Source organism: Streptomyces sp. CA-135486 (genome assembly GCF_050936555.1).
In the GTDB taxonomy this organism is placed as follows: Bacteria; Actinomycetota; Actinomycetes; order Streptomycetales; family Streptomycetaceae; genus Streptomyces.
Genome location: NZ_JBNJMM010000001.1, coordinates 4,098,086 through 4,123,468, shown reverse-complemented (window position 1 = coordinate 4,123,468; position 25,383 = coordinate 4,098,086). Strand labels below are relative to the sequence as shown.

Below are 25,383 nucleotides of genomic sequence, written 5' to 3'. Positions count from 1 at the left end.
ACCTAGCCCTTTCATGAAATGGAGGTCAGAACAGCGGGATTGGACTGCTATGGCTGCCCGGGTTCCGCGACCGTGCCGTCGGCGCGGTACCAGGTCTGTGCGCGGTAGGCACCGAAGCTCAGGCTGCGCGCGGCGAGGCGCTCCCCCTCGGTCACGACCCCAGCGTGGTGAGCGATGTCGCTGTCGAAGAGGATGAGCGTCCCGGCATCACCCAGCGCCACGACGCGCTGGTCATTGAGCTCGGTCGGCAGCACCCGCGCGTCGTCGTCGCTCGGCACGATGTTCCGCTTGCGGTTCTCCCGCTGCATCTCGCGGGTCAGCCGGTGCGAGCCGGGCACGCAGTGGAACGGGCCGTTGGCTGGTCCCACGTCCGTCAAGTACACGAACGATTTGAGGTGCCGCATCTTGTCATGGTGGAGCTGCTGGACCCGAGTGATGCTGCCGACCACGTCGAGGATCGCGTAGACGGTGCGGCTGAAGATGTACCCCTCGCCGAAGAACCCGCTGACCACTGCCTCCAGCTCGGGCCGGGCGAAGGCCGCAGTCAGTGTTGGGAGCACCGAGGCGTCCATGTCGGCGCGCTCCATTCGCACCGACTTGCCCAACGAGTACTCCTCGTGGTGCGCCCACGACGGGGTCCGCTCGAACAACTCGTGGCACTCCCGGGTCGCTGCGGTGACGGCCTGAGCGTCGAGATAGCCGGGCACGAGCACCACACCATCCTTTTCCAGCGCATCCAGGACCGCCGGGACTTCGTGGATGTCGGCGTGCTCGATCGTCTGGTCCTGCTGCGTCGCCATGTTCAGCCTCCGTTGTGAGGATCGTTGCCAGCGCTCAGGTGCCAGCCAGCCGTTCAATCACCGGGCGGACGAGGTCCAGGTGCGCGTCTCGGAACACGTAGTAGCTGATGCCGGTCCGGGCCCGGCGCTCCAGCAGTAGGTCTGCCAGCTCCTGCGAGTCGCGGCCCAGCAGGTGCTCTGGGGTCTGCCGGGCGGTCGCCGCGCCCACCCCGGTGGCGGAGACGTAGTCGTCCAGTTGCCGCCCCGCATTGGCACCGGTCCCGGCCCGCACGACCAGGACGTTTAGTTCGACGTCGGCGGCGCGATCGCCGAGGTGGTCCCGCAGTGTGCGCGCCTTGCGCTCGGTGGACTCCAGTGACATGTCGTCCGCGATCTCCCGCGGCGTCGAGCCTGCCGACATGCTGCGGGAGAAGCTCACGATGTCGGCCGAGCGCGCCGCGAGCCGCAGCATCCGGTCGCCGCCGGCGCCGACGAGTAGCGGCACCCGAGGGCCGACCAGTCCCTGCAACCCCTCTACTGTGTAGTGCTTGCCCTGGAACGAGAACGGCTCACCAGTCCAGCTGTAGCGCAGGATCTCGATCGCCTCAGCGAGCCGGTCGACCCGCTCCCGGCCAGGGTCCATCAGGATGCCGAGCTGCCGGTAGTCCCGCTCCATCCAGCCAGCACCAATGCCCAGCTCGAATCGCCCCTCTGAGAGAAGCGCGAGTGTCGTGGCGTCGCGGCCGAGAAGCGCCGGATGCTGGAGATCGTTGTTGTGCACCAGGGTAGTGACAGTCAGCGATGTCCGCGCCGCCGCGTCCGCGAGCGCCACGAACGGGGCGAACTGAGGGGTGGTGTGCAGCGGGACATGCAGCCCGCTGAAGCCGCCATTCTCAACCCGGGCCAGTAGGTTGAGCCATGCCTCGCGGCTCGGCGCACCTTTAGTGAGCACCCCGAACCGAAATGGCCGTGTTGCCGCGTTCATAGCCGCCTCACCTCGCAAGACAGATCGGCCGGGATCAGCGGCCCGGGATCGGAGCCCGCAGGCCGCACAAGTTCCGCGGGCAGCACACAGCCGGCTTCGCGTAATTTGTTCAATACCGCCCACCGGGTGAGCTCGTTGGCCGCCAGGGTGTCCCAAGGCGTCGCACCCCACCGCTCGCGGTATCCAAGCCAGGCAGCGGGCCCCGGCCCTATGGCCGCGTAGGCCGATGCGAGGTGGTGCGCTGCCACCCAGGACACACACACCACGGGCCGATCCGATGCACAGGCACCCCGAACCGTGTCCGCTGCCGGGCCGTCCAGTCGCCCCGGCTCCACCAGCGCAACGACGCCGATTCTCAGGCCGTACGGCTCGGCTAGCGCCATCGCAGCGACCGCCTCGGTCACCGCCACGTCGCCCACCGCGACGATCGTCGCGTCGTCGACGTCCGTGCCGTGCATCCGTATCCCGAGCGCCGGGCCGCCCGGGTCCGGCAGATTGAGCAACTGCTGCTTGGAGCAAATCAGTGCGGCCACGACGTCCCGGTCGCCCAGCAGCTCCTGGAGCCGGTCGTGCGCGGACGCGGCGCCGATCGGGAAGACCACCCGGACCTGGCAGTCGGCGCAACGGGCCAGCAGCATGCCAACCAGGTCGGTATTTTGGTGCGTCGGAGAATTCCCCCAGCCGAGACTGGTCAGCACAACTCCGAGCGGCGGCCGACCAGCAGATGGACGGGCGGTGAGCAGTTTCAGATACTGGGCGAGCTGGGTTGCCAGCAGCGGAGCGAACGCCTCATACGACACAACGGCTGCGGGTCTGCCCGCCTCGACGTGCCCCCACGCCCAAGCGGAGCACAGCTCTTCCGCAAGCACCTCCGTCACCAGGCCAGCGGCCAGGCACTGGTCGAGCCGGTTCGACACCCCCTCATCCGGCGACAGCACCCGCACCGACTGCATTGACAGCAACCGGTCGACTGCGCTCATCGGCGAGCCGATGAGCGCAGTCGCGGCGGCTATCGAGCCGCCTGTAGGCGTGACCGGGGTGGAAGGGTGTTCCGAAGTCGGCAGATGGGTGCGGATCCGGCTGGCCAGGCGGCGCACTCCGGCCGGGACGCCGCCGTCCGCATCGACCACCCGGGGATGGTTGAGCGTGTCGAGCCACTTGCGCACCTCCTCAACAAGACGTGGGTCGGCAAGGTCAAGACCGCCCGGTTTGTGCGCATGGTGGCCATGGAAAGGCCGCCCTCCCACTTCAGCAGGGGCTGGCCAGCCCTTCTCCGTGACGCTCAGCCAGACGACCGGCGTCCCGGATCCGGCCAGTTCCCAGGCGCGCCGTGCGGCCTCTCCGGCTTCCGCAGCATCTGCGCCGCTGTCAAGCACGGTGTACCCCATGCCCTCAAGCAGTCCGCGCAGTTGCGCCGCTGAGAACCTGGCGGCCGAACCCATTCGGGCTCCGTTGACGTTAACGACCGGCAGCCAGCAAGCGCCATGAGCCGGACGTAGCACGTCGTGGTGTGCGAACGCGGCCAGCGCTGCAGGGGTCTCGCACTCTCCGTCGCCGACCACGACCGCAACGCGCAGTCCCGGGCTGGCCGCGGCGATGCCCTGGCTCACCCCAAGCGCTGGCCCCAGCTCACCGCCGACGTAGGGCACTTCCGGCTCGCCCAGCAGCTCCGTCGGGTCACCCCCCGGTGCGCCGTAGCGCCGGATGGCGGCGCTGATCGCGCCCAGCGACGCGCCGGAACGCAGCGCCTGGTGCGCGAACGTGTAGCTGCTGGCGTGCCCGGTCCCCACGACAAGCAGGAACCCCTCATCGGTGCACGCCTGAGCGAGGTGGGCAGCGGCCCACGCGATACCAGGGTTGCAGCCCCAGTGACCCACCGCCCGTGACCGCTGGGGCTCGCCCGGCGGCGGCCACGTAAGCCCCGCCGCGTGGCTGAAGCTCAACAGGCAGGCAGCGCGCCAGTAATCGGTCGCGGCGCTGCTGACGGGCGCCGCAGCATCATGGACGGCGGTCACTCTGTGCCGCCTCCCCCGCTGCCGCGGCGCGCGAGGACCACGCCGGTGTGCTCCACCGTCTCAAACCCTTCCTTCGGTGCGATCTCCGTCAGCCGCCGGGACAACTCCGCTCGGAATGCGGGCAGCTGGTCACCGAGCTGGGCCGGTGACGCGTACGACGTAGACAGCTGCTGCCCGATGACCTCATCGACGGAAAGCCAGCGGGTTGAGGTGAAGCGGCGCTGCTCAATGGCACTGAACGAGGATTCGAGCAGCACCTCCTCATGTGTGCGCTCCGGATGGCTGTAGGTGCCGCTGCCGGCCCGACGCCGCGGACCGAGGAACTGAGTGATCACCTCGCGGGTGACCTCGAGCCACGCCCCCTCCAGCGCGCCAGTCCGCGACCAGATGCTCGCCGAGCCCGACACCAGGGCGGCACCGCCTCCCGGCCCGATCACCTCGTCAAGAACGCGCAGGACGTGATCGCGATCCATCCAGTGGAAGGAGGCGCCCATCGTGCACAACCGGATCGTGGGCAGATCGGCCACGCGCAGGTCCTCGGCACGTCCCGTGATCCAGCGGATCTCGCCCGGGCCGCCGACCGGCTCCTGCCGCACTCCTTCGACGATCATCTCCGGGTCGGGGTCCACCGCCCAGACCTGGCACCCGGCCCGTGCCAGCGGCACGGCCAACTGCCCTGTGCCACAGCCGAGGTCCAGCACTGTCGATCCCTGACCGAGCTCGAAGACGTGCCCCAAGTAGTCGAAGACCTCAGCCGGGTATGGGGGCCGATACCGCGCGTAGTAGGCGGCCGTGCCAGCGAACAGGTCATGGTCGTGGGGCGGGCCTTCCGACTGCCGTTGCATCACTTGCTACCGTCTTTCTCGCGGCCCTTGAGGAAGAGCACTAAATCGGCCATTCTCTCGGAGACCGCCGTACTGGACCGGGCTTCCCGGATCATCGACAACGCGTGTCGCCGATCGGCTTGGGAGAGTCCGTCCAAACTGAGCCCTTCACGTTCGAGCCGCTCTTTCAGTTCGGCTGGCGCCTGGTAGGGCCGACGGTCCGGCGGCTGGTGCAGCCAGGCCAGCTCTGGCAGCGGGCCACCGGCCGCCACGACGACGGGCGGCAGGGCACGTCGTCGCACCACAACGGCGGTCCCGGTCACCGGTCCGGCGCTGAAGCGGAGCCGAGCTCGGGTGACCCGAGTGACCAGCGCGGTGAGGTGCGGCGCGACGATGACGTCTCGGCCAGCCCAGCGTTCATGGTGGCCAGCTACCACTGCGGCAGCCTGCTCCGGACGTGACCCTGCGGCCCGCAGCTGGGCGGTGAGCGCCTCCCTTGCGACCCCGTCGCCGCACACCAGGCGGGATTGAATCCCGGCCGCCTCCGGTGCTTTCCCGTCGGCCACGGGGTTGTCGCCCACCACTAGGGCGACCCGTACGTCGACCTTCTCCTCCTCCAGCAGCCGGGCCCAGAAGCGCGGGTCCTCTTTGACCAGGCCGTAGTCGCGCGACTCGACGACGCTGCTGACGTGACGCCCCAACTCGTCGGGCAGCGGCGGGGTACCTGGGCCGGCGTTCGACGCGACGATGATCCGCCAACCCAGATCGATGGCGGTCCGCAGCAGCTCCTGGGCACCGGGCAGGATCATGGCGTCGCCGGGGTCGGCAGTCAGCTCCGCCAGTACCGCTGCCCGGGCCGCGGGGCTCTGTGGGTCAAGGGCGCGCAGGCAGGCGTCGGGGTTGGCTGCGGTCAGCACCGCGGCTCGTACCTCGCGTTCGGGCCGGTCGTCGCCGACGGCACGAGCCGCCCGCACCACCCGCCCAGCCAGGCCGGGTCGTGTCCGGGTGACAAGCGTCCCTCCGGCATCCACTATGAGCACAGGGGGCCGGTCATACATCGACGAGGTCCATTCTGAGGTCCCCGCCCCATCCCGGAGCGGTCGGTACTGGCAGCGCGGCGGTGTGCGTGCCGGCACCGATCGGCACCGGCAACTCTGCGAAGTGGGCGCAGCGCCGCAGCTCGAGCAGTAGGTGCAGCTCAACGGCTTCGATGCGCTCACCGATCGCCGCGAGGTGCAGGGCTGGCAGTAGCCCGCCCCCGTGCGGAGCGCATCGCGCACCGGCGTGGGCTGCGGCCCGCACCAGCGTCCGCAGGCTCATCAGACCGCCGCAGAAGACGGCGTCCGGCTGCCAAACGTCGACCCGGCCGGCCCGCAGCTGTGCGGCGTCGGCCACGCCATAGCAGTGTTCACCAGCAGCGTGGGCAGTGCCGAACTCCCCGGCCTGTGCCTGCTCCACCTCGTCCGGGTGACAAGGCTCCTCCACCCAGGCAAGCCCGCCAACCACCGGCGTGCACGCCGCGCGGACCCGGTCGGGATGCCATGCACCGTGGAAATCAACTGCCAGGCGCCCCGGACCATGGCGGCGAAGGAATCCGGTGGTGACGTCAACCAGCTCCGGCCCGAGAATCATCGGATCCCACTTCTGCACCGCGTAGGTATCGGCCACCGAGTCCATCACGGACGCCACCTGCGGTCCGCTGTCGCGGACACCGAAGCACGTCGCGTAAGCGGGCACTCGGTCAGTGACGGCGACAGGTGCCAGCAACTGCCACACCGGCAATCCGACCCGTTTGGCCATCAGATCCCAGAGAGCTAGTTCGGCCGCGCCGACGCTGACGGCGAGCAGACCGGTGTGCGCGTGCCGGGTCGCGCGGCGCAGCCGCCGCGCGAAGTCGGCCGGGTCCACCTGGGCGGGTAACCGCGGGAACGCAGCTGCCAGCAAATCGGTCACGGGACGGGCGACAGTAGCGTCGACCGGCCCCCACCAGCCCCAGCGCTCGCCGTCGCTCACCCCAACGAGCCAGCCGCGCACCGGATCGGTTCGGAGGTAAGGTCGCACCGCAGCGTGATGCTCTGTTTGCGCTGGGGCGGGTACGGTGAACTCGCGCAACGCAACCCGCGCGACCGGGACCAGCTGGTCCGGGCCGGTGGTCACGAGGTCCGGGGCGGAGCTCACACCCGCGGCCCCTCTACAGGCCGGTCGGCGAAGCGCGAGTACCACAGCGGCCGATAGTTCTCCCACGAGCGCGGGGCGAGCCCAGTTGGTGCGAACACGGCCTCCAGCTCGGTCCGCAGCTTCATGTAGTAGCTGAGGTCCTCGGCCTCCCGGTGGCGGGCGCGCCGCATGTAGTCGTTGTGGGCCTGGTAGACCTGGATTCGCGGGAACGTACCGACATGCGGCGCCAGGTACGCGATGCCGTCCACCGCTTTGTCGTAGGAGTCAAGGCCTGCCACATAGGTGAAGTCAGCCATGATGTCGAGATCGCGGCAGTCTTCCATGATCTCGGCGGCCCGCTCCAGGGTGAGCGACGCCTTTGTATCCTTCAGCAGCAGTGACCGTCGTTCAAAGCACTCCAGCGTCAGGGTCAGGTGGAACGGTCCGCATGCCTCCCGCAGCTTCTCCAGGTCGGCGCGGTCGCGCAGCACCGATGACAGCAGGTGGAGCCGGCCGGTGAACCCGTACCGCCCTGCGGCCCGGCGTAGCGCCGCCATGTGGTCGATCGCCATGCCGGGATAGTGGAAACAGCCGCTACAAACCGTGATGACCTCGGTGTGGCTCAGGTCCGGCCAGTCATTGTCGGCCTGCAGCCATTCCAGCAACTCGGCGAGCTGGCTGTCTGACGTCAGCGTGTCGTCAGCGGCGTCCTCGATCACATTCGGGCAGAACATGCAGCCGGTGCAGCGCGACCGGGAATGGGTGTTGAGCGTGATTGACCGGCCGCCGGCGCGCAGGTACGTCAGCACGACATCGTCGTTCTCTAGCGCGACCACGTCGGCAACTGGCCCTCCCTCGACCAGCAGCGCGCCGTTGGCGACCTCGAACCGGGACTGTTCGTTGTCGAACGGCAGGATAATCTGCCAGGCCTCGTCCGAGCCCACCGGCCGAAGCTGCATCCGGGCCCTGGGGTAGTCGCGCAGCGGCCGGGCGCCCTCGGCGTTGGCTGCGATCAACGCGACGTCCATAAAGGGCACGCTGTACTCCTCGGACAGCGCCTGCAGCTGTTCCACCGCCGGGCACATCGTCATTCTGGTCACCATCCGCCTCCGATCGTCGCCGGGTATTCGATGCCGTCCTGGTTGGGGCCGCGGTCGCTGAGGGACACCGTCCCCAGGTCGGCCACCGCACCTTCGAGATGTCCGCCCGCGAGCCGGGCATCCTCTTTCATTGAGAACAGCCGCGCGTCGACGAGCGACACGAGGGCGCGGTAGGCGTTCCTGGCCTCCTGCCGGGGGACGGTGCAGGACTCCAACGTGGCCAGGGCGAAGCTGCACGGGCGCGGCGAGGACACTTTGATGTCGCGACACAAGCAGTGAACCTTGTCGACGAAGGCATCGTGGCTAAGCCCACCGGCGGCAACGATGACCTCGTCACCACCGAAGGTCCCGCAGATGTGAAAGACGACGTCCTTGAGGTGTTTTGCCGCCCAGTTGCTCGTCAACTCGCCCACCGTACGCATACACGCGTTACCGGCGAGGTGGCCGAAGGTGTCGGGGTCGGAAGCTCTCCGCTCGCTCACGTACTCACGCAGGCCGTCCACGTCGCCTATGGCAATGTGCATCTCCTCCGCGACGAGTGCCGGCAGCATCGCGATCAGATACTGCTCGAAGGACGGATATGCGATCAACGAGGTGAGCGGGTCGCAGTAGAGCACCCCCTCCTCCACGCCGACAGGTGTCTCCCCGGATCGAAGGTACATTGTCCGGTAACCCTGATTCGTCACCACATCTCCCCTAACCGTTCGGCCGCCGAGTAGTTGGTTGCCCGTACATTGAGCGATTCCAGCAAGCCGAGGATCCTGGTAGCTGCGTCTACCCGTTCCCGCGGGTCCGGGACGTCGACAGGCAGCATGCCGAGGCGCTCCACGAGCTTTTCAGCCCAGAGGTTCGCCTCGACGGAAAGGCCCGGGATGAGGGGGGTGTGGTACTCCGTCTGCCAAAGCAACAACACGGCCCGGTCGTTGCGCTGCCGCACCTCGTCCAGCGTGCGCCGATGCAACTTGCGAGCGATCGTGTGATCCATGCCTACGTGGGCCCACGCGGAGTCCGGGTCCTCGAAGTCGTCGATGCGGATCCCGAGACGCTCCGCGTCCTCCCAAACCGGCATGGTCTCGTCCGTCATCGAGAAGACGGAAAGCATGAAGTGGCCGGTGTACTCGTCAGTGAGGAACTGATGTGTCAGCTCGTAGTCCTCCGGTGCCTCGCCGGGGTAGCCGACCATGAATGAGCACCGGTACTTGACCGGCCCGCCGGAAAGCGCCTCATGCGCCCGCCGGTTGTGCTCCGCGCGGACCTGTTTGTGCATCAGCTCCAGCGACTTGGGGCTCATCGACTCGAACCCGATCGACAGGGTCGCGCAGTGTGCCTCAGCGAGGCGCTCGATCGTCTCCCGGCCGGTGATGACGTTGGCTCGGGTGTAGGCCTCCCACGTCACATTGACGGCAGGCAGCAGCTCCAGCAACTCCCGCATCCGTCGCGGCGGAACCGTGAAGGTAGAGTCCATTGCGCGGATGTGACTTGCCCCGTTGACGTCGTGGTAGCGCGCCCAGTCGGCGGCGATCTTCTCGGCCGACTTGTACCGCCACTTCGGCGACGCCATCGGGAACGAGCAGAACCGGCAGGAGAACGGGCAACCTCGCATCGACTCGTACGGCACGACCGCGCGACTCTGATCGCCAAAGCCCGGAGACGGATGCGTCTCAATGTCGATATAGTGAAACGGCGTCTGCCGATAGGTCTCGGGCCCCGTGCGCACCACCAGGTTCGGCACCTCGTCGAGCTCACCGCGGCCGTCGAGCGCCGCAAGCAGCAGCGGGATCGCATCCTCGCCGTCGCCCCGCACGATGATGTCCACATTGGAGTGCGCCTGCATGATGCGGTCGTACTTCAGGTTGCTGTACTGCCCACCAAGCACCACCGTGGCGCCCCCGAAGCGCTGTTGGATCCAGTCCAGGGCCAGCGCCAGGGTCCTGCGGTCGCAGATGAACGTGGTCGAGAGGAAAACGATGTCGTGGTGTGCGGCTGGCTCGCGGCTACGTTCCCAGACGTCGAACAGGTCGAAGACCTCGAATGGCCGCTCCGCAGCGAGCAGGATCGACTCGAGCGTGAAAGACGTTAAATGCGGTACGGCGCCACGTTTGGGCCGCAGCAGCGGGCCCCAGCGGGTGCCATCGTGGTAGCTCAGGTCGATCAGTCGCAGGTCCCCGAGCGGGTGCTGGGAGTACTCAGTCGCCAGCGGGTGCGTCGCCTTCCGGTCGAACATGGTGCCGCGGTAATACGCGCTGTTCTTGAAGTAGGGTCCTTCGCCGGCGAGAACCAGGACGGATTTCATGGTCATCGTGCGCTGCGTGGGTGTCGTCAAAGCTCACCAACCTAGTCGGTCTTCGCCACGCCGGTCGTAACCAATCACGTATGCACCCGCGACATCGTCGTTCACGTGAACAGAACCCGTCAAGGGGATCTACTGTGTCGGCGGTAGCTCAACACGTAGTGCTGCGTGGGGAGTTGGTGGAACACCGCGCGCCGGGGTTCACGCGCCGCGACACCCAGTCGTCCCAGGACGTGACCCAAGAGCTGCCGATGGAGTTGGAGCGTAACTGCTGGACGGTCGGCCAGGCGGTGGGCACGCAGCCGGGCCGGTTGCAGTACCGGGTCGGGTTTGTGCGCTGGGACGAACGCGCGGTGCTCACGGCCGCTGGCCGAGAGCGCCGCGACATCGGCGGCGCCCCGGACGAGGTCTTCTTCGCCCCAAGCCCGCCCAGGCCCTGGCCACGCTCCGCCGCGCGCACGCCGCCGGGGCGCAAGCCAGCTTCTTCGCCGCCGACGTCTCCGGGATCGTCCCCAGCCGGGGCCTGGCGGCCCATGGGCACCACCGACTCGAAGGAAAGCCCGACTGCCACGTGGCCGTGCTCCGTGAGGGGCCAGGTCACCCGCTGGACCTTCTGGCACCGCTGGAGCTGCACGGCCTGCTCACCTACGCCTTCTTCGCCGCGGCCACCGCCCCAGCCAAACAGGAAGCCGCCATACAGCGTCCCCGAACCCCGGTCTCGCACCCGTCCCCCTAACCGGGCCGCGTACTCCTACACGTCCTTCGCCAGCTGCTGCCCGCCCCCACGACACGACCACGAACACGTCACTCCTGGTCTCTGTGGCGCGGCCACCAGCGCGGCCTCCAGCACCTCGCACGACAAGCTCACCGTCGCTGGTACGCCTACCCCGACATCGCCTGCGACCACAAAGATCACGACCTACGGATGCCGTGTCTGTCAAGCGCGAGGTGGACACGCCATAGAGCGTGAGACCTGAGCCAACCGCAGGGCTGGAGCCGGGGCAGCGCCCGACGCTAGCCTGAACCCACCACGTTGGTGACGGACCGGACACCACCCAGATACGGCACGATGCCCGACGAAGCGGGTAATCAGCCCATAGCAGTAATGGAGCACAGATGCCCGAAGGCTGGCAGTGGGATCAGACCTTGTTCCGCGGTAGTGCTGACTACTACGACCAGGGTCGGTTGCCCTACGCGCCGGGATACGCGGCCGAGCTCGCCCGCAAGCTTGGCCAGCACGGCCAAGGCCGACTCCTGGATGTCGGCTGCGGCCCCGGCACTGTGACCCTCGCGCTGGCACCCTACTTCGCCGAGGTCGTCGGCCTTGATCCGGACCCGGACATGCTCGCTGCGGCGCGGCGCCGCGCGGAGCACTTGGGCGTGCAGAACGCGAGCTGGGCCGAGGCGCGTGCCGAGGACCTTCCGGCAGGCCTTGGCGTCTTCCGTACAGTGCTCTTCGCCCAGTCATTTCATTGGACGGACCGCGACCGCGTCGCCACGACGGCGTTCGAAATGATTGAGCCGGGCGGCTATTTCGTACACATGAGCGACCTCAAGGAGCCGCCCGCGACTCCGGCCCTGCTGCCCCACCCGGCGCCGCCATTCGAGCGGATCTCGGTGCTCGTGCGCGCATACCTCGGCGAGGTGCGTCGGGCCGGGCAGGGTGTGCTGCGCTACGGCACGCAGAGCGGTGAGCGTGCGATTCTGGAGCGAGCCGGGTTCGAGGGTTACCAGCGCCTGCTCGTCCCGTCCGGTGTCGTGGTCGAGCGCAGCATCGACGACATCGTCGCGTGGGTCTACTCTCGGTCGGACTCGGCACCGCACCTGTACGGCGATCGTCTCGACGAGTTCGAGCGCGACCTGCGTGCACTGCTGCATGAGGTCTCGCCTGACGGCGTCTTCGCCGAGCACCTCCCGGATACCGAGATCTGGTTCTGGCACAGGCCCTCGCGCGCATGAATCCGTTCGGCCGTCCGCTGCGGACCTTTGCGGTGGACGGCCGCCATGGGTTACCGCGGGATGACGGTGGGGCAGCCAAGGCCCACCGCCCCCTCATTGCATCCCCGAGATCTCCCTGTTCTCCTGCTGGCGCTCAGCATGCTGCATTGCCGCCGCGATCTCGCTGCGGATGAGTTTGGACTCCTCGAAGCCGCCCACCTCGACCTCCTCGAGCCCGGGCGTGGTCTGGAAGGTGGCCTTTACCCGCTCCCCGGTGAACTCGAACAGCACGACGCCGAGCTGTTCCAGCCCGGCCGGTAGCTTCTCCGTTTCCTCGCGGTGCACGAGAAACGCAGTTGACGGCCCCCACAGCTCAAAGCATTCGTCATGCCAGGTCTTCCGGTACCGGTGGACATCGCCGTTGGAGACACCGAGCAGCCGAGCCGCACGCAGCGTGTCGAGGATGCGCTCGCGGTCGGCAGGGTCGATGGCACCCTGCCGACCGTCACTGCCGCAGTAACCGGTCCAGAAGGACTTGTGCAGGAACAGCACCACGGCGCGGTCCTTGACCGACTGTGCGATGGTGGCCAGCCACTGCCACTGCTCGTCCTCCTCGGGCAGGCCGGTGCCGAAGATCTGACTGTTGAGCCCGACCAGTGCTATGTCGCCGAACCACTTCAACCAGGGTGCCGGGCCGAAATGGCGGCGATACCGGGCTATGCGCTCGGCCGTGACGGTCCACCAGGTGCGCTCGTACGGCTCGCCGATGTCGTGGTTGCCGGGGATGAGCAGCATCGGAGCGTCGATCAGGCGGAGCAGCTCGCTGGCGGCGAGATAATCCTCCTCCGAGTCCGGGTTGGACAGCACCGAGTCGCCAGCGTGGACGACCAGATCTGGCTGCAGGCTCTCGTTCACGAACCGGGCCAGCGTGCAGAAGTTACGGCGCAGCGGGCCGTCCCAGCGTGATAAGTGTGTGTCAGAGATCTGCACCAGACGCAGTGTCGTGGTGCCGTCGGCGGATGTTGTCATAGCTCTCCCAACGATTCTTGCAGGAGGCACATTTATTCGATCCTAGGCGAGCCTCATAGGCCGTTCAATCGATCGCGCTCGATTTGTGAGAACGCTTCCCGTCGATCTTTCTCGGCTCTAGGATGTTGGCGTAGATCTTGGGCGCTCAGCGCTCGTCATGTGTTCATGTCACCTTTCAGCACAATGCCCAATGTCACGCCCTGCACGCCAGACGACTCGACTTGGATGACGCGGCGACAGTATGCAGCCAATCGTGCTGGCATCCGACGGTGTCGCGCGGCAGGTGACTATTCCAAACTGCAAGGGAATCGCTCATGCGCGACGTCCTCAACGTGGAAATGCTCCGCCAGCAGTATCGCGATAGCGGATTTTGTGTGACACCGCCCGTTATCCCGCAGGAACTCCTCGACGAGGCGAACGTCGCCGCGGAGGCAGTCGCCGCGGGGCAGACCGACACCGGCCTGCCGCCGAAACTACGGGAGCGCGAGCGCGGCAACGGGCCACAGCAGCTGGTCAAGATCGCCGAGCCGCACAACTCCAGCCACTTGCTGCGCAGGCTGGTCGCTTGCCCAGGGATATGGCAGCTCGCGGCCGCAGTAACCGGCGCCCGGGCGCTGCAGGTCTGGGCCGTGGACCTGTTCATCAAGCGCCCGACCGACGAGGCGCCGGTGGCCAACATCGGCTGGCACCAGGACGGCCCGTTCGCCCCGTACTGGCGCGGCGACATCTTCACCGTCTGGGTCGCGCTGTCCGCGGTCTCAGCCGACGCGTCGCCGCTGCGTTATGTGCCTGGCTCGCAGCGGCTCGGCCCACTGGGCCGCACGGACTTGTTCCAGACCGACCTGGACGCAGCGCATATCGGGCTGCCACTGCCGGACGGGTTTCACTGGAGTGAGGTGACAGCCGAAGTCGCGGCTGGTGGCATCGCCCTGCACCACCGCGACATGCTGCACGCCAGCGGGCCCAACCGGTCCGGCGAGCCCCGGCGGTCGGTAGCCATCCGGGTGCGCACGGACCGGTGCGTCATGGACCGTGATGCGGACGCAGCCCGGGTCGCACACCTGGGCGACGAGGCCCTCGCACCAGTTGTTTACGGCGATGCGCGGCTGTTCGCCAAGCCAGGAAACCGGACGTAACCTCCAAGCATCGCCGCAGAAGCCACCGAGCACGACCACGCCTGGTAGTCGTCAGCGGCACGAAAGACGCCGGCCGCATCCACAAGCCATGGCTCGGCATCCGCGAGGAGAACCCGGGGCACCCTGGACCTGTCGACCCGCATGACCGGCGGCCACCACAGAGAGACCCGTTGCTCGCAGTCAGGCGGATCCCCGCACGACCAGATGGGTCGGGGTAATCACCGAGGTCAGAGGGTGGTTGCCGCTGTCCCCAGGGAGGGGCTGTCCTGAATCCCGGCTGAACAGCAGGCGGACCATCAACCGTCCCATCCCTTCAATGTCCTGGTGGACGGTCGTGAGGGGTGGATCCGTCGTCTCAGCTATGGAACGCAGGTCGTCGAAGCCGATGACGGCCACGTCCTCCGGCACTTTGATCTCCCGGTCCCGCAGTACCCGCAGCGCCCCTGCCGCCATGAGGTCCGACGCAACAAAGACCGCGTCCAGATCGGGGCACCGGTTCAGCAGTACGCTCATGGCGGCGGCGCCGCCATGCAGCGTGAAGTCGCCCTCGGCAATGAGGGAGGGCGTACTGTCCAGCAGGATGTCCCTATAGCCGTCGAGTCGGTCCACCGAAGCAGCTTGATCGAGCGGACCCGTAATGGTTGCCACACGTTTGCGTCCCAGCGAGACGAGGTGACGAACGGCCTCTCTGGCTCCGCCGCGGTTGTCGGCATCGACATAGGCATACCCGTGGTCGTGATATCCGGAGCCAGAGAGGTGACGGCCGCCGTAGATGGCGGGAAGGCCCATCCGCTCGACTATCTCGGGAAGCGGGTCATCGGTGCGCAGCGAGAACATCAGGGCACCGTCGACATGGCCACCGCCCAGGAAGTTGGCGACGAGCGGGTAGTCGTCGGGTTCCTCGATGTACAGCAGGAGCAGTTGTGCGCCATGGCTCACGAGTTCTTGCCGGATGCCACGCAAGTGGTGGTCGAAGAAAGGGTCTACGAAGAGCCGGTTCTGCGGTTCGGTGACCACGACGGCGACTGCATCGTTACGGCGGTTGACGAGGCGCCTGGCCGCCTGGTTCGGCACGTAGCCGAGCTCGGCCACGGCCTTGCGAGTGCGGGCCGCGGGTTCCGTACGTACGCCCGGGACACCGTTGACCACGCGAGAAACCGTCGAGCGTGAGACCCCCGCACGGCGGGCAACATCCTCGAGCGTTGGGCGCGATCCCTGGGGCTGTTTAGCCAACATGCTCTCCGTCGCACAGGAGTTCGATGAGTACTTGCTGGGCACAGTAGCCGTCCTCGAAGCTGGCTAACCTATCGGAGCGTCGACGTGTGGTCACGGCACTGATCCAGTCGTTGAGTTGATCGAGGAACGCGTCCGCCCATCCGGTCACCTCTCCACTTAAATCCTCCAGCTGGCTGGGGGCAAGCAACTTGACCGTTTCCCAAGCGACGCCGACCCGTCGGTTAAGAATCTCGACTTCCGCGACATCCCCCACTCACGCGTCCTGGTGGGATCGCCCATCGGCAAGGAGGTGGCACCTGCCGGCCGCAACTCCACCGCCAGCCAGCAGCCCGGCAATTACGCACGAAGGACGGCAATGCGCGTAACGGGCAGTGGTCCCGGACCCGCGCCACGGCATGGGATCTGGTCCGGGCCACCGAGGTACACGGCTACGACGTCGTCTGCGGGGAGAACGTCCCGGACTTCGTCACCCGGTGGAACCTGTTCGAGGCCTGGACGAACGTGTGGGATGCCATGGGCTATGACGGCCTGATCACTTCGTTTGACGCGGCGCACATCTCCGGCGAGGACAACGAGGCTGCGCCGCAGCACCGGGACCGCATCTTCATCGTTTATCTGGACAACTTCGAGCGCTGTGGGGGTGGTTTCCTTCGATCGGGTGTCACCCTGCCGGGTTCAGCGTTCTTGGTCCTGTGCCTTGCGGTGCCGGGCACTCTCGTCGGTGATGGCACAGAACTGGCCGATGATCTCGCTGTAGTCGTGCGGATCGTGGTGCTGCTTGCTGGGTGGGCCGTCGATCCACTGCTGCCAGAGCCCTTTCGGGGCGAGGAACCGAGCCGCGTGGTCGGCTCCGAGCCTCGTGTCGAGGTGCAACAGTGCGCCGAGGGCGGGAGCTTGGTCGTAGTAAAGGTCGGGTCGGAGCAGGTAGCGGTCGAGGTAGGCGGCCAGCAGGTCCGCGTCGGCTTCGGTGCCGAAGGTGGCAAGGGCGACGCAGTAGCCCTGACCCGCGCAGCAGACTTCGCTGGCGAGCAGGAGTTCGCCGAGGCGTTCGCGGAACTCGGCTCTGCCGGCGACGGCGATGAGCCAGGCCGCGGTCTTGCGCTCGCGCCATCCGCCTTCGAGCAGGATGCCCAGCTCGTGGGGGGTGATCTCGTCGGCGGCTTCGCCCAGTTTCCGCGTGAACTGCGCGCGCTCGGGCTTGGTCAGCCGCAGAAGGCTGCCGCCGAGCTTGAGGTAGCGCCGGTCGGGTGTGACGTAGCGGTGGACCAGTGCGAGCAGTTCGGGGTCCTCGTGGGCGTGGCGCATGGCCACATCCTGTCCGGGGCCGCGTTGCTCGGCCAGCCGTTTGTGCGGTTGTCCGGGTCATTCGATGGGCTCGTCGTGGGGTTCGCCGAGGTCGTCGAGGAGACTGGTGATCCGGTCGGCGGTGCGCTGATGCCGGTCGACCTCACGCTCCCAGCCGCGGGATTCGGCATCGGCGGCCAGCTGCCGTTCGACACAAAGACGTTGCCGCAGCCGTGGGGCGTATTGGGGTGTGGTGACGAACTTGGCGCAGGTCAGGTAGAGATCGCATTCGCAGGGGCCTTCCTGCGGCAGGCGCAGGCAGCGGCCCAGCTCCAGCCCTGTCTTGTAGAAGTTGGTCTTGAGCCAGTCCAGGGCGTCCTGGTCGAGTCGGCCGGCTCGCAGGGTGTCGGCGAGCGGGCCGGCGATGACCGCGCCGGGCTGCAGGACGGCCTGGTAGTCGGCCAGGACGGTGGGGTCCGAGATGTGCGTGTAGGTCATCGACATGCCGGGGCTCTTGTGCCCGAGGACCTTCATGATGGTCTGCATCCGGGCGCCCTTCTCCGCCAGCTCGGTGCCCAGGGTGTGCCTGAACCGGTGGGCGTGGATGGCGGCCTTGCCTTCGCCGTTGAGGATCGACAGCTCGGCGCAGATCTCCCGGAGCGGGTTGGCGAACAGGTAGTCGGGGTGGGCCAGGGTGCCGTTGCGCAAGAACAGGTAGCGCACTGGCTCGCCCAGGTCGGAATCGACCGGGCCGCGGTCGGGCTGGCCGTGCCGGAGCCGTGCCAGCTCGCGGATCGCCTCAGCGGCCTCCTCGTGGAGCGGGACGGTGCGTTCCTTGAGTGACTTGCCGGCGGCCAGACGAAGCCGCGCGGTGCCGTCGGGATAGGCGTCCAAGCAGTCCAGATGGAGTTTGCGGATCTCGGTGCGCCGGGCCCGCTCCAGCGGGCGACCAGCAGAGCGCATCGTTGCATCGGGCACTGCAGGGCCCGGACCCGCTCCATCACCGGTTCGAGTTGATGCTCCGGGATGAACCGCGGAACCCGCTGGACAGGCGGGGCATGTCCGCGTGGGTGATCAGTGGCCGTGCCGGGACGTCGTCCCACTCGGCGACCGCGGCATAGCGGAAGAGGACCGCGACGGTCGAGATGATCCCGGCGCGGAAGGCCGGGCTCAGTGGTTCGTCGGGGTGCTTGATCTTCCGCAGGCGGCTGACCGATTCCATGAAGGCGACCAGGTCAGCGCGGTGCAGCTGGTCGAGGCTGTCGATGTGGGGGCGGTCGGTGTCCAGCCACAGCCCGAAGCGCCGCAGTCCGCCCCGGGCGCTGGACATGCTCTCCGGACGCAGGACCAGGGCGCGTTCCCAGGAAGCGTTCGAGGACGGCGTTGATACGCGGTTTGCCGCTCAGCGGCGGGCGGGGCAGACCGCGGTAGGGGACTGGGAGCCGGTTGGTGATCCCTGCGTGGAACAGGGCCAGGCCGGCTCGGTAGGCGTTGGTGCCCCAGGCCGCGCGGCGGGTCGGAAGGCAGGCCGGATCGATGACCCGGTCGAGTCCGGGGATCCGGTCCAGGCGCTGGATGGCCTGGCGCAGGTCCTCGACGTCATCGGCGGTGATCGCGTGCAGGTCCGAGTCGCCGCGATGCAGGACGAGCCGGATCAGCGCCCACGTCAGTCGGAACCACCGGTCGTCGCGGACGTGCCCGAGGCCGACGAGGCGTTCGCGCAAATCCGTGGCCTGGCTGCTCAGGGGCAGCCCCATCTGGTCGGCGACGAGCCAGGGCTTGAGCACGCCGATCCCCAACAGCCAACCCCAGTCCAAGCGCAGCCGGCCGGTGAGCGCGAGGTAGGTCAGGTAGGGGCGGGCGTTGAAGTTGATCCACCCGCTGGTGGTGTCGAAGTCGCTGCCTGGCGCGGTGCGGGGTTTTGGTCTTCGCCGGTGCGCCATCCCAGGCGTTGCCGCAGCGGCTGGTCGTACCAGCTGGTCAGCTCGGGGTAGGTCCGCACGAAGCGCCGATAGAAGTTCAGGTGCTTGCGCCGCCAGTCGGCGCTGGTCGGCTGCCGTGCGATGAAGGCCGCGTACTCCGCCTCCGGGCAGTGGCCCGGCAGCCACAGGGCGGGGGACGGCGATGAGGGCGGCAGCGGCACGCTCGCATTCACGGTGTCTGTTCTCCGATCGCCGTCCGGTAGTCCTTGACGACCTCCGGATCGGCCACCCTGGTGTACATCTTCAAGGAGTCCGGCGTGGCGTGACCGAGCCGGGTCATGAGCGTCAGCTCCCGCATGCCGCCCTCGAACATCCGCGTGGCGTGCGTGTGGCGAAGGGCATGGGGCGTCAGCCACGCATCTCGAACACCGGCCCGTTCAGCGGCCCGGGCGAACATCCGCACCAGCGCGTCGTAGCCCAGCGGCTGGCAGCGCCTCTTCCCGCGGCCACCGACGAGGAACATCAGAGGCACTCCGCGTCGGCGGGGCGTTCGCGCATCATGTAGTCGTTCACCGCAGGCAGCGCGCGATCCTCCAGCAGGTCGACCACGCGGTCCCGGCGCGACTTCTGCTGCACCCGGCGTGGGTGGTCGTCACGTTTGCGGACGGTGATCCGGCGCCGGCCGTAGGAGATGTCCTCCAACTGCAGGCCGAGTACCTCGCCCGTGCGGAGGCCGCCCTCCCACATCAGCTCCAGCAAGGCCCGGTCCCGCCGCGTGCGCAGCACCCCCAACAGCGCCGAGTACGTCTCCGACGTCATCGGACGGGGGACCGCCTCCACTGTCTTGACCCGCAACACCCGACGGACAGGACGCTGCTTGCCGGCGTTGTCCAGCGGGGGTCGGTATCGGCCTGGAACCCGTGCAGCCGCTTGGTCGGCGACCTTGACGATCGGATTGTCCCGGCCCGAGTACACCTCACGGGCGATCAAGAACTCGTAGAAGGACGACACCGCGGCCATGATCCGGTTGCACGTCTTCGGCGACAGCACTCGGCCCTGACCGGCAACGACCGCAAGATCCAACCTCTGTGCCCGCCGCGACGAGGAGACCAGCCGCAGCCAGAGCAGGAACTCCGTCGCTCGCGCCGGGGTGAACTCCGCCGTCAGCTCCACTTCGCCGAGGAACAGGAACAGCTTCTGCAGATCATGGGCATAGGCCCGCACCGTGTTCGGCGAGTACGCCCGCACCGCCAACAACCGCAAGAACTCATCGACTTCCGCCACCAGCTCACCGGCAGCGTCGACCAACCGCACACACGGCTCGCCGGGCTTCGGGCTCGTCACCTTGACCACGCGCATGGCGGGGACCCTACGCACATCCACAGACGCGCACAGTCACCTGATTGGAGGACCTGTCCAGATAACACCGTCTTCGTCAAGAAGGGCCTCCCACTGCCCGATCTGCAGCCGCGCTCCGAATACCTGTGCCGCACCTGCGGCCCGGTTCGCGGCGTGCAGGCGTGGGCGAAGCGGTTCGACAAGACCGGCGCCCGCAAGGTCGGCATCTACGGCAAGCAGTACAAGTACCGCTGCCCCAACGTGCGCTGCCATGCGGTGGTCGAGCCGGTCACTCGGCCGATCCGGGACCATATTGACCTCACGCTGCCCGGCCGCCGGTTCCGCGACGGGCGGACGGATCGCAAGACGTTCACTCCCTACGTTCCGGAGACCCGCCGCAAGGTCGCCATTGGCCTCGAGCGCTTGGGCGACAAGCCGTTCCTGGTCATCCTGCGCAACCACTGCACCGTGCAGTCCCTGGACGAGCCGATCGGCGCGATCACCGCCGAAGGAAACCACCACATGCTCGTGAAACCGGGCCGCACTATCGACGACTGCGAAGTCCAGATGATCAGCCTCAAGACCAAGGCCCGAGCCCAACGCTTCCCCGACAGCCACACCTTCCAGGGCACGACCGCCGCCGACCTGACCAGGCAAGTCGGCAACGCCGTGCCGGTCAACGCCGCCTACTGGCTCGCCCAGCGGCTGCAGCCCACCCTGAACGACTGAGATTCCGCCCGCGAGGTCGCAGGGCGGCTGGGCCTCTGCCCCGGGGCCATTGCCGACCGCCAGACGACACCACGCGGAGATCATCAGTAATCAACCCGGCGACTGCTTGAACCGGGGCTGCGGCGCGACGCGTCGCAGCTGTCCGGTCCCCGTCATCTGTAGGCATCGCGCGTCCCCGACTAGCCGTGCCGACAGATAGACGGGACGCTCGACGGGCACCGTGAGCACCCTGCACGCTTGTTGACCAGCCTGCCTACAGAAGACCGGGACTGCCCACACTTCACCGGGACCGGACAGCAGCCCCAGGTGCACGCCCGCCCTCCACACGGGACGCGTAAATGGTGTACATTTATTGGAGTCGCACGGCAGGTGGTCCTGCAGCGCGACTCCCGAACCATGATCCCGCAGCCGCCGGCGACAACGTCGGCACCCCGGACAAGGAGAACTAATGATCCCCGCCGGCCGCACTCCTCTTGGCAAAGCGGACATCGCCGAGCGCCTGGGCAAGAAGTCCCTGCCCCGTACGGTCGCCGACATGCTGCCCGAGCCGATCAGCCGGGAGGGCGCACGCACCTTCATCTGGGACTCCAAGCAGATCGACGCCAAGCTCGCCGACCGGGAGGTCCCGAAGCTGCCGGAGAAGGAGTCCCCAAAGGACCTGCTGGACCGGGAAGAGGCCCGGCAGGTACTGACCAAGCTCGGTGTCGAACTCAAACCCGAAGCGTGGCGCGCGTACATCAACCACGGCTACGCCCCCAAGCCGGACAAGGAGGTGTGCGGGGTCGCGCACTGGTACCGGAGCACCATCCTCCAGTGGCCCGACCAGCGTCCCGGCGAAGGCGCCGGCGCCGGCCGCCCAGAGGGAACGGGCAAGCCGCTCGACCCTTCCGCCAAGCGGATCGTGCGCAAGGAGGAGCGCAAGGAGCGCATCCGCACGATGCTCAAGGACGCCGACGGCAAGGTGACCGCGAAGCAGATCGCTGACGCCGAGCGCATCACCGAGCGCCAGGTCCAGCGCCTTCTCAGCGAGATCCGCGCCGAGGCCAAGTGACCGGTCGTGGGGCCAGCGGCTCGCATCGCGGTTGTACCGCGTGCCGCAGTGCTGCGACCCTCCGCCGCCAACGGCTCCCCCACACCTCCGAACATCAGGACTTCCCGTAGCGATGCAGACCGAGTGCACATCCTCGAAACGGCTATCCGCGACGAACTCGACCTTCTGTGGAGAGACCTCGACTTGACACAGAACGACGCCATCAACCGATCGATGCGATGCGACTTTCTGGTCGAGAGCATCAAGAAGCTGACACAGCTCGTAGGACCCATTCCACGGGAAGACCTTCCCCCTTCCCTCGTCGAGTCCGGGCTGAACCAGCGCCTCCATGCCGAGACTGGAATCGCTGCCCCGGTGAACGTGGAACAGGTAGCGACGGAGCGGGCCGCCACCGAATCAGCGCGCTGAGGACCCGGGCGCCGTACGCAACTGGCCCCGGCGCTCTGCCCACACGGATCGCCGGGGCTTTCCCCTGTTCCTCGGGCTGGGTGACAGGACGTAGCGGCCTCGCGGGGGGACGCAGCGATTGCGCGAGCCCGGCACACTGGCACCAGCCGTACCGAAGTTGCGTGCGGCGATCGTCGCGCAGAGGGTTCCGGAGGCCGGTCAGGGGATGGCCGGCGCTGGGGACGGTCGCGGCCCCGCTGAGGATCGGGCGACCTCTTGGGCCGCGGTCCCACCTCGCGTTACGCAGTGCGCGGCCGCCGAGCTGGGTGTGCCGTCACGGCCCCAGCGCAATCTCCTTGCCAGAGTGTGCAATCGGGCTGCGCAGTCGGCCGCAGCGGATCGTGCGCACGACCGCGGCTCGCACCGACGCGCAGATGCGCAAAGAAATCCTGCGCAGACGGGACCACGGAGGAGACGGCCCGCGCACAGCGACTCCGTGGTCAAGAACGGTGAACAAAACAGGGCGAGGCCAGTGCCCGGAACCGCCTCCACCGTGGTGAGTTCCGCATTGGGTCGCGGTGAGTTTCCCGAAGCCGCGGCCGGCTGGCGGTGAGTTCTGCTGCGGCTCGCGGTGAGTTTCTGTCCGCGGGCCTCGAGGTGGACCCGATGCCGCGGTGAGTGCACATATTTCTTGGGTTCCGGCCGGGCTGTCGCCTCTTCGTCGTCTCCGGACCCGGGCGAAGGAAAGGGCCTGTGACCTGCTGCGGTGAGTGCCGCAGCCTACTCACCGCCGGGCCGCAGAAACTCACCGTGGAGCCCGTTGCCCAACTGTGATTTCAAGGGGTCTCTGGCGGTGAGCGAATCGGTGAGTGGTGCGGGGTTCCTTTGGGACGACGCCTGATCGCCCCTCTCTCAGGAGCCGCACCATGCCGACTCGAACCCTACGCAGGCCAGCCCCTGTGGCGCCGTCTGCTTCACCGCCCCTGCATAGGGCGAGCGCCTCCGTCGACACCCTGCGCATTGCGCGCCGGCGGGTCTCCGTGACGCGGATCGGGGTGTGGGCGGCGCTCGCGGCCGGCCCGCTGGCTCTGGCCGTGGCGTGCGCAATGCCCCGCACGGTTGTGGCCGCTGCGCAGCCCAAGGCGGCTGCATCGACCGGACTGCGCACCGCCGACCCTGCCGGGGTGGCTGCGTTGTTCTGTGACGTGTGGCTGCGCAGCGATGCCGGTGCGGCCGACAGCGCCACTGCGCAGGCTGTGCACGCGCTGGCGCCCGACGTCGCGTTGCCGGCCCGGTCCGGCGCGGCAACGGTGCAGCCGCCGCAGAGCACCGTGGCCCTGCGCAGTGTGGCGTTGGGCGGCGGCAGTTGGTCGGTCATCGTCGTCGCACTGTTCACCGCCGGTAACGATGCGGGCCGTTCCTCCGGGGCAGCGGATGCGCAGTCGGTCGTGCGGTACTTCGCCGTCCCGGTTGCCGTCGATGAGAGTGCGGGCGGGCCGGGCGCGTTCACGGTGACCGCCGCCCCGGCTCAGGTCGCCGGTCCCGCCAGGGCCAAGGCGGCAGGATCTCCCTTTACTCATCCTGTTCCGTCCGGTGGTGCGCTGGTGTCCTCGCTGGGCGAGTTCTTCAACGCCTACCTGACCGGCATCGGCGAGGTAGGCCGCTACCTGTCGCCGGGGACCAAGCTCACCGCGGTGAGCGGCTCGGGTTACACGAAGGTGAGGGTCGAGGAGGTGGCGTCCGACTCTGAGGCGGCCGCCGGTGCGGTACCGGCTGACGGCACCACCGTGCGGGTCCAGGCCCGCGTTACGGCGTCGGACGCGAGGGCCGGTCGCTGGCCGCTGGTCTACCAGCTGACGTTGACCGCCCGCTCCGGCCGCTGGGAGGTCACCGTCCTGCACGCCGGCGCCCCGGCGAAGACCCCACCGGCCAAGCCCACCACCGGCCATGCGACACCCGGGGGTACACGGTGAACTCCACCCATGTACAGCTGGCCGGAAAGCTCGCCGACCTCGGCGACTCCTGGCTCACCACGCTCGGAAGCTGGGGCGACAAGGGCCTGCAGGTCTCCCTGATCGCGATCGTCGTCATCACTGTCGTGCGCAAGGTCAGCCTCAAGGCCGGGATCGGCGCCCTGATCGGCCTGGTGCTGGCACTGGGCATCTACAACTCCCGCACCACCCTGGCGAATGTTTTCAAGGATGAGGTCAACAACCCGGCCAACGGCGCCGGGAGCGTCACCGTGGTTGTCTCCGGGCAGCCGGAACGGCTGCCGGGTGTGCGGGGTGGTGGGGCGTGAGCGCCCCAGCCGCTGAGCGGCCGCGTATCGCCCGCGTCTACACCGCCGGCCGCCGACACGCCTGGGTGCTGGGCAGGCTGGGCGACTGGGTGATCCCTTTCGGCCCCTACACCCCCGCCCAGCTGGTGGTGATGGGCGGCGGCGCCCTCCTGCTGATCAAGACGTTCGCATGGTGGTCCTGGCTCGGACCGGTGCCGATCGTGCTGTGGCTGGTGTCCGTCTGGGCGGTACGCGGCGCGAAAATCGGCGGCCGCACCCCGTTCACCGCCGCCCTCGGCTGGCTCGCCCTCCTCGCGCGACACCCGGCAGGCCGGATCGGCGGCCGGGCCGCCCGCGACCGCCGACCCAGCTTCCTCTCGGGCACCTTCGTCATCGAACCCGCACCAGCAGCCCGGGGGCTGGCCCGTACCACGGCGCCCTCCCGCCGACGTTGCTCCCCCACCCCGGTTGCCGCGTCGCGCAGCTACTGGCTCACCTCCAGCTCCGAAGGCAGCGCCCTCGTCCACATCACGGACGGATGGACGGAGGGGTGGTGTTCTGCTTCTGGATATTCTTAAGCCCGGTGTTCTTTGTTACCGGCCCAGCCAACACAGGCTCACCCACCACAGGAAAACCCGGCACTGGCAAAGCCCCACCCGCTCAGCCACGCACACAACCCCGAGCCTCACCCAGCCCACCCCCGCCCAACGAGCCATCCACCCGACGCGTGCGGCCCGTTCACCTGACAGCTCGCCGACCACGAGCAGCACCTCGACGCACTCGAACAGGGCCGATGGCCGCTCCCGAGCGTCCCCGCACTGGAGGCCGCTGTCGCATTCGCAGCTCGCGATCCTGAACGCACCGCACCCCCGTGAACGGCCCCGAGGCCCGTGACGGAGCGCCGT

Annotated in this window: 27 protein-coding genes; 9 read left to right on the top strand and 18 right to left on the bottom strand. The window is 68.0% G+C overall.

All coding sequences use genetic code 11. The features are described from left to right. Nucleotides 1-47 precede the first annotated feature (47 nt). From ACQEVG_RS18730 to ACQEVG_RS18690, 9 genes are read right to left on the bottom strand one after another with little or no spacing between them, the layout of a single operon-like run. Complete coding sequence (locus ACQEVG_RS18730) at nucleotides 48-800, bottom strand: phytanoyl-CoA dioxygenase family protein (RefSeq protein ID WP_432984738.1); 753 nt, start codon at nucleotides 798-800, stop codon at nucleotides 48-50. A gap of 34 nt (nucleotides 801-834) precedes the next feature. Further along, nucleotides 835-1,764 (bottom strand): TIGR03621 family F420-dependent LLM class oxidoreductase, encoded by a 930-nt coding sequence (locus ACQEVG_RS18725; protein ID WP_432984736.1) that lies wholly within the window; start codon nucleotides 1,762-1,764, stop codon nucleotides 835-837. Beyond that, entirely contained in the window at nucleotides 1,761-3,779 is a 2,019-nt protein-coding gene (locus tag ACQEVG_RS18720; protein WP_432984734.1) for a hypothetical protein, read from the bottom strand. The genes ACQEVG_RS18725 and ACQEVG_RS18720 overlap by 4 nt, the downstream gene beginning before the upstream one ends. Further along, on the bottom strand, nucleotides 3,776-4,624 hold the full coding sequence (locus ACQEVG_RS18715) for a class I SAM-dependent methyltransferase (RefSeq protein ID WP_432984731.1): 849 nt from the start codon (nucleotides 4,622-4,624) through the stop codon (nucleotides 3,776-3,778). The genes ACQEVG_RS18720 and ACQEVG_RS18715 overlap by 4 nt, the downstream gene beginning before the upstream one ends. Then, nucleotides 4,624-5,661 carry an HAD family hydrolase gene (locus ACQEVG_RS18710; RefSeq protein ID WP_432984729.1) on the bottom strand — a complete coding sequence of 346 codons (1,038 nt, stop codon included), beginning with the start codon at nucleotides 5,659-5,661 and terminating at the stop codon, nucleotides 4,624-4,626. The genes ACQEVG_RS18715 and ACQEVG_RS18710 overlap by 1 nt, the downstream gene beginning before the upstream one ends. After that, complete coding sequence (locus ACQEVG_RS18705) at nucleotides 5,654-6,781, bottom strand: enolase C-terminal domain-like protein (RefSeq protein WP_432984727.1); 1,128 nt, start codon at nucleotides 6,779-6,781, stop codon at nucleotides 5,654-5,656. The genes ACQEVG_RS18710 and ACQEVG_RS18705 overlap by 8 nt, the downstream gene beginning before the upstream one ends. After that, on the bottom strand, nucleotides 6,778-7,833 hold the full coding sequence (locus tag ACQEVG_RS18700; RefSeq protein ID WP_432984725.1) for a hypothetical protein: 1,056 nt from the start codon (nucleotides 7,831-7,833) through the stop codon (nucleotides 6,778-6,780). The genes ACQEVG_RS18705 and ACQEVG_RS18700 overlap by 4 nt, the downstream gene beginning before the upstream one ends. 23 nt (nucleotides 7,834-7,856) lie before the next feature. Beyond that, nucleotides 7,857-8,549 carry a hypothetical protein gene (locus tag ACQEVG_RS18695; RefSeq protein ID WP_432984723.1) on the bottom strand — a complete coding sequence of 231 codons (693 nt, stop codon included), beginning with the start codon at nucleotides 8,547-8,549 and terminating at the stop codon, nucleotides 7,857-7,859. Then, nucleotides 8,543-10,183 carry a B12-binding domain-containing radical SAM protein gene (locus ACQEVG_RS18690; RefSeq protein WP_432984721.1) on the bottom strand — a complete coding sequence of 547 codons (1,641 nt, stop codon included), beginning with the start codon at nucleotides 10,181-10,183 and terminating at the stop codon, nucleotides 8,543-8,545. Before ACQEVG_RS18690 ends, ACQEVG_RS18695 begins: the two co-directional genes overlap by 7 nt. Before the next feature lie 538 nt (nucleotides 10,184-10,721). Between ACQEVG_RS18690 and ACQEVG_RS18685 the strand changes: the two genes are divergently transcribed. Then, entirely contained in the window at nucleotides 10,722-10,886 is a 165-nt protein-coding gene (locus ACQEVG_RS18685; RefSeq protein WP_432984719.1) for a hypothetical protein, read from the top strand. Nucleotides 10,887-11,266: 380 nt separating this feature from the next. Further along, on the top strand, nucleotides 11,267-12,109 hold the full coding sequence (locus ACQEVG_RS18680) for a class I SAM-dependent methyltransferase (RefSeq protein ID WP_432984717.1): 843 nt from the start codon (nucleotides 11,267-11,269) through the stop codon (nucleotides 12,107-12,109). 93 nt (nucleotides 12,110-12,202) lie between these two features. Here the strand turns inward: ACQEVG_RS18680 and ACQEVG_RS18675 are convergent, their stop codons facing one another. Next, nucleotides 12,203-13,117: a metallophosphoesterase family protein gene (locus tag ACQEVG_RS18675; protein ID WP_432984715.1), complete on the bottom strand. Its 915-nt coding sequence runs from the start codon at nucleotides 13,115-13,117 to the stop codon at nucleotides 12,203-12,205. A 314-nt stretch (nucleotides 13,118-13,431) separates the two neighbouring features. On the opposite strand from ACQEVG_RS18675, the gene ACQEVG_RS18670 reads away from it, so the two are divergent. Beyond that, on the top strand, nucleotides 13,432-14,253 hold the full coding sequence (locus ACQEVG_RS18670; protein ID WP_432984713.1) for a phytanoyl-CoA dioxygenase family protein: 822 nt from the start codon (nucleotides 13,432-13,434) through the stop codon (nucleotides 14,251-14,253). Between the two features lie 180 nt (nucleotides 14,254-14,433). Here the strand turns inward: ACQEVG_RS18670 and ACQEVG_RS18665 are convergent, their stop codons facing one another. The 8 genes from ACQEVG_RS18665 to ACQEVG_RS18630 all read right to left on the bottom strand — a co-directional run bounded on the left by ACQEVG_RS18665 (nucleotide 14,434) and on the right by ACQEVG_RS18630 (nucleotide 20,054). After that, nucleotides 14,434-15,489, bottom strand: coding sequence for a LacI family DNA-binding transcriptional regulator (locus ACQEVG_RS18665; RefSeq protein ID WP_432985492.1), 1,056 nt, complete (start codon nucleotides 15,487-15,489; stop codon nucleotides 14,434-14,436). After that, nucleotides 15,479-15,742, bottom strand: a complete 264-nt coding sequence (locus tag ACQEVG_RS18660) for a hypothetical protein (protein ID WP_432985510.1) — start codon at nucleotides 15,740-15,742, stop codon at nucleotides 15,479-15,481. Before ACQEVG_RS18660 ends, ACQEVG_RS18665 begins: the two co-directional genes overlap by 11 nt. Before the next feature lie 422 nt (nucleotides 15,743-16,164). Then, on the bottom strand, nucleotides 16,165-16,794 hold the full coding sequence (locus ACQEVG_RS18655) for a DUF6000 family protein (protein ID WP_432984711.1): 630 nt from the start codon (nucleotides 16,792-16,794) through the stop codon (nucleotides 16,165-16,167). A 57-nt stretch (nucleotides 16,795-16,851) separates the two neighbouring features. Further along, nucleotides 16,852-17,736 carry a tyrosine-type recombinase/integrase gene (locus ACQEVG_RS18650; protein ID WP_432984708.1) on the bottom strand — a complete coding sequence of 295 codons (885 nt, stop codon included), beginning with the start codon at nucleotides 17,734-17,736 and terminating at the stop codon, nucleotides 16,852-16,854. A 37-nt stretch (nucleotides 17,737-17,773) separates the two neighbouring features. After that, nucleotides 17,774-17,995, bottom strand: a complete 222-nt coding sequence (locus ACQEVG_RS18645; protein ID WP_432984705.1) for a hypothetical protein — start codon at nucleotides 17,993-17,995, stop codon at nucleotides 17,774-17,776. Nucleotides 17,996-18,008: 13 nt separating this feature from the next. After that, nucleotides 18,009-18,716 carry a hypothetical protein gene (locus ACQEVG_RS18640; protein WP_432984702.1) on the bottom strand — a complete coding sequence of 236 codons (708 nt, stop codon included), beginning with the start codon at nucleotides 18,714-18,716 and terminating at the stop codon, nucleotides 18,009-18,011. A gap of 208 nt (nucleotides 18,717-18,924) precedes the next feature. Then, a complete protein-coding gene (locus tag ACQEVG_RS18635; protein WP_432984699.1) occupies nucleotides 18,925-19,218 on the bottom strand; it encodes a tyrosine-type recombinase/integrase in 294 nt (97 codons plus the stop codon). Beyond that, nucleotides 19,218-20,054, bottom strand: a complete 837-nt coding sequence (locus tag ACQEVG_RS18630; RefSeq protein ID WP_432984696.1) for a tyrosine-type recombinase/integrase — start codon at nucleotides 20,052-20,054, stop codon at nucleotides 19,218-19,220. The genes ACQEVG_RS18635 and ACQEVG_RS18630 overlap by 1 nt, the downstream gene beginning before the upstream one ends. Before the next feature lie 153 nt (nucleotides 20,055-20,207). Between ACQEVG_RS18630 and ACQEVG_RS18625 the strand changes: the two genes are divergently transcribed. The 6 genes from ACQEVG_RS18625 (at nucleotide 20,208) to ACQEVG_RS18600 (ending at nucleotide 25,056) form a co-directional block, all read left to right on the top strand. Then, nucleotides 20,208-20,762 carry a DNA cytosine methyltransferase gene (locus ACQEVG_RS18625; protein ID WP_432984693.1) on the top strand — a complete coding sequence of 185 codons (555 nt, stop codon included), beginning with the start codon at nucleotides 20,208-20,210 and terminating at the stop codon, nucleotides 20,760-20,762. Nucleotides 20,763-21,210: 448 nt separating this feature from the next. Beyond that, a complete protein-coding gene (locus ACQEVG_RS18620; protein WP_432984690.1) occupies nucleotides 21,211-21,813 on the top strand; it encodes a hypothetical protein in 603 nt (200 codons plus the stop codon). Between the two features lie 123 nt (nucleotides 21,814-21,936). Further along, a complete protein-coding gene (locus tag ACQEVG_RS18615) occupies nucleotides 21,937-22,221 on the top strand; it encodes a hypothetical protein (RefSeq protein WP_432984687.1) in 285 nt (94 codons plus the stop codon). A 905-nt stretch (nucleotides 22,222-23,126) separates the two neighbouring features. Then, complete coding sequence (locus ACQEVG_RS18610) at nucleotides 23,127-24,173, top strand: conjugal transfer protein (RefSeq protein ID WP_432984684.1); 1,047 nt, start codon at nucleotides 23,127-23,129, stop codon at nucleotides 24,171-24,173. Continuing rightward, nucleotides 24,170-24,499 (top strand): hypothetical protein, encoded by a 330-nt coding sequence (locus tag ACQEVG_RS18605; protein WP_432984681.1) that lies wholly within the window; start codon nucleotides 24,170-24,172, stop codon nucleotides 24,497-24,499. Before ACQEVG_RS18610 ends, ACQEVG_RS18605 begins: the two co-directional genes overlap by 4 nt. After that, on the top strand, nucleotides 24,496-25,056 hold the full coding sequence (locus ACQEVG_RS18600; RefSeq protein ID WP_432984678.1) for a hypothetical protein: 561 nt from the start codon (nucleotides 24,496-24,498) through the stop codon (nucleotides 25,054-25,056). Before ACQEVG_RS18605 ends, ACQEVG_RS18600 begins: the two co-directional genes overlap by 4 nt. Nucleotides 25,057-25,383 lie beyond the last annotated feature (327 nt).

Excerpts from the sequence above, each read along its gene's own strand:
- ACQEVG_RS18730 (WP_432984738.1), bottom strand. The coding sequence starts at position 800 with ATGGCGACGCAGCAGGACCAGACGATCGAGCACGCCGACATCCACGAA.
- ACQEVG_RS18725 (WP_432984736.1), bottom strand. The coding sequence starts at position 1,764 with ATGAACGCGGCAACACGGCCATTTCGGTTCGGGGTGCTCACTAAAGGT.
- ACQEVG_RS18715 (WP_432984731.1), bottom strand. The coding sequence starts at position 4,624 with ATGCAACGGCAGTCGGAAGGCCCGCCCCACGACCATGACCTGTTCGCT.
- ACQEVG_RS18710 (WP_432984729.1), bottom strand. The coding sequence starts at position 5,661 with ATGTATGACCGGCCCCCTGTGCTCATAGTGGATGCCGGAGGGACGCTT.
- ACQEVG_RS18680 (WP_432984717.1), top strand. The coding sequence starts at position 11,267 with ATGCCCGAAGGCTGGCAGTGGGATCAGACCTTGTTCCGCGGTAGTGCT.
- ACQEVG_RS18675 (WP_432984715.1), bottom strand. The coding sequence starts at position 13,117 with ATGACAACATCCGCCGACGGCACCACGACACTGCGTCTGGTGCAGATC.
- ACQEVG_RS18670 (WP_432984713.1), top strand. The coding sequence starts at position 13,432 with ATGCGCGACGTCCTCAACGTGGAAATGCTCCGCCAGCAGTATCGCGAT.
- ACQEVG_RS18665 (WP_432985492.1), bottom strand. The coding sequence starts at position 15,489 with ATGTTGGCTAAACAGCCCCAGGGATCGCGCCCAACGCTCGAGGATGTT.
- ACQEVG_RS18655 (WP_432984711.1), bottom strand. The coding sequence starts at position 16,794 with ATGCGCCACGCCCACGAGGACCCCGAACTGCTCGCACTGGTCCACCGC.
- ACQEVG_RS18650 (WP_432984708.1), bottom strand. The coding sequence starts at position 17,736 with ATGCGCTCTGCTGGTCGCCCGCTGGAGCGGGCCCGGCGCACCGAGATC.
- ACQEVG_RS18645 (WP_432984705.1), bottom strand. The coding sequence starts at position 17,995 with ATGGAATCGGTCAGCCGCCTGCGGAAGATCAAGCACCCCGACGAACCA.
- ACQEVG_RS18640 (WP_432984702.1), bottom strand. The coding sequence starts at position 18,716 with ATGGCGCACCGGCGAAGACCAAAACCCCGCACCGCGCCAGGCAGCGAC.
- ACQEVG_RS18635 (WP_432984699.1), bottom strand. The coding sequence starts at position 19,218 with ATGTTCCTCGTCGGTGGCCGCGGGAAGAGGCGCTGCCAGCCGCTGGGC.
- ACQEVG_RS18630 (WP_432984696.1), bottom strand. The coding sequence starts at position 20,054 with ATGCGCGTGGTCAAGGTGACGAGCCCGAAGCCCGGCGAGCCGTGTGTG.
- ACQEVG_RS18620 (WP_432984690.1), top strand. The coding sequence starts at position 21,211 with ATGATCCCCGCCGGCCGCACTCCTCTTGGCAAAGCGGACATCGCCGAG.
- ACQEVG_RS18610 (WP_432984684.1), top strand. The coding sequence starts at position 23,127 with ATGCCGACTCGAACCCTACGCAGGCCAGCCCCTGTGGCGCCGTCTGCT.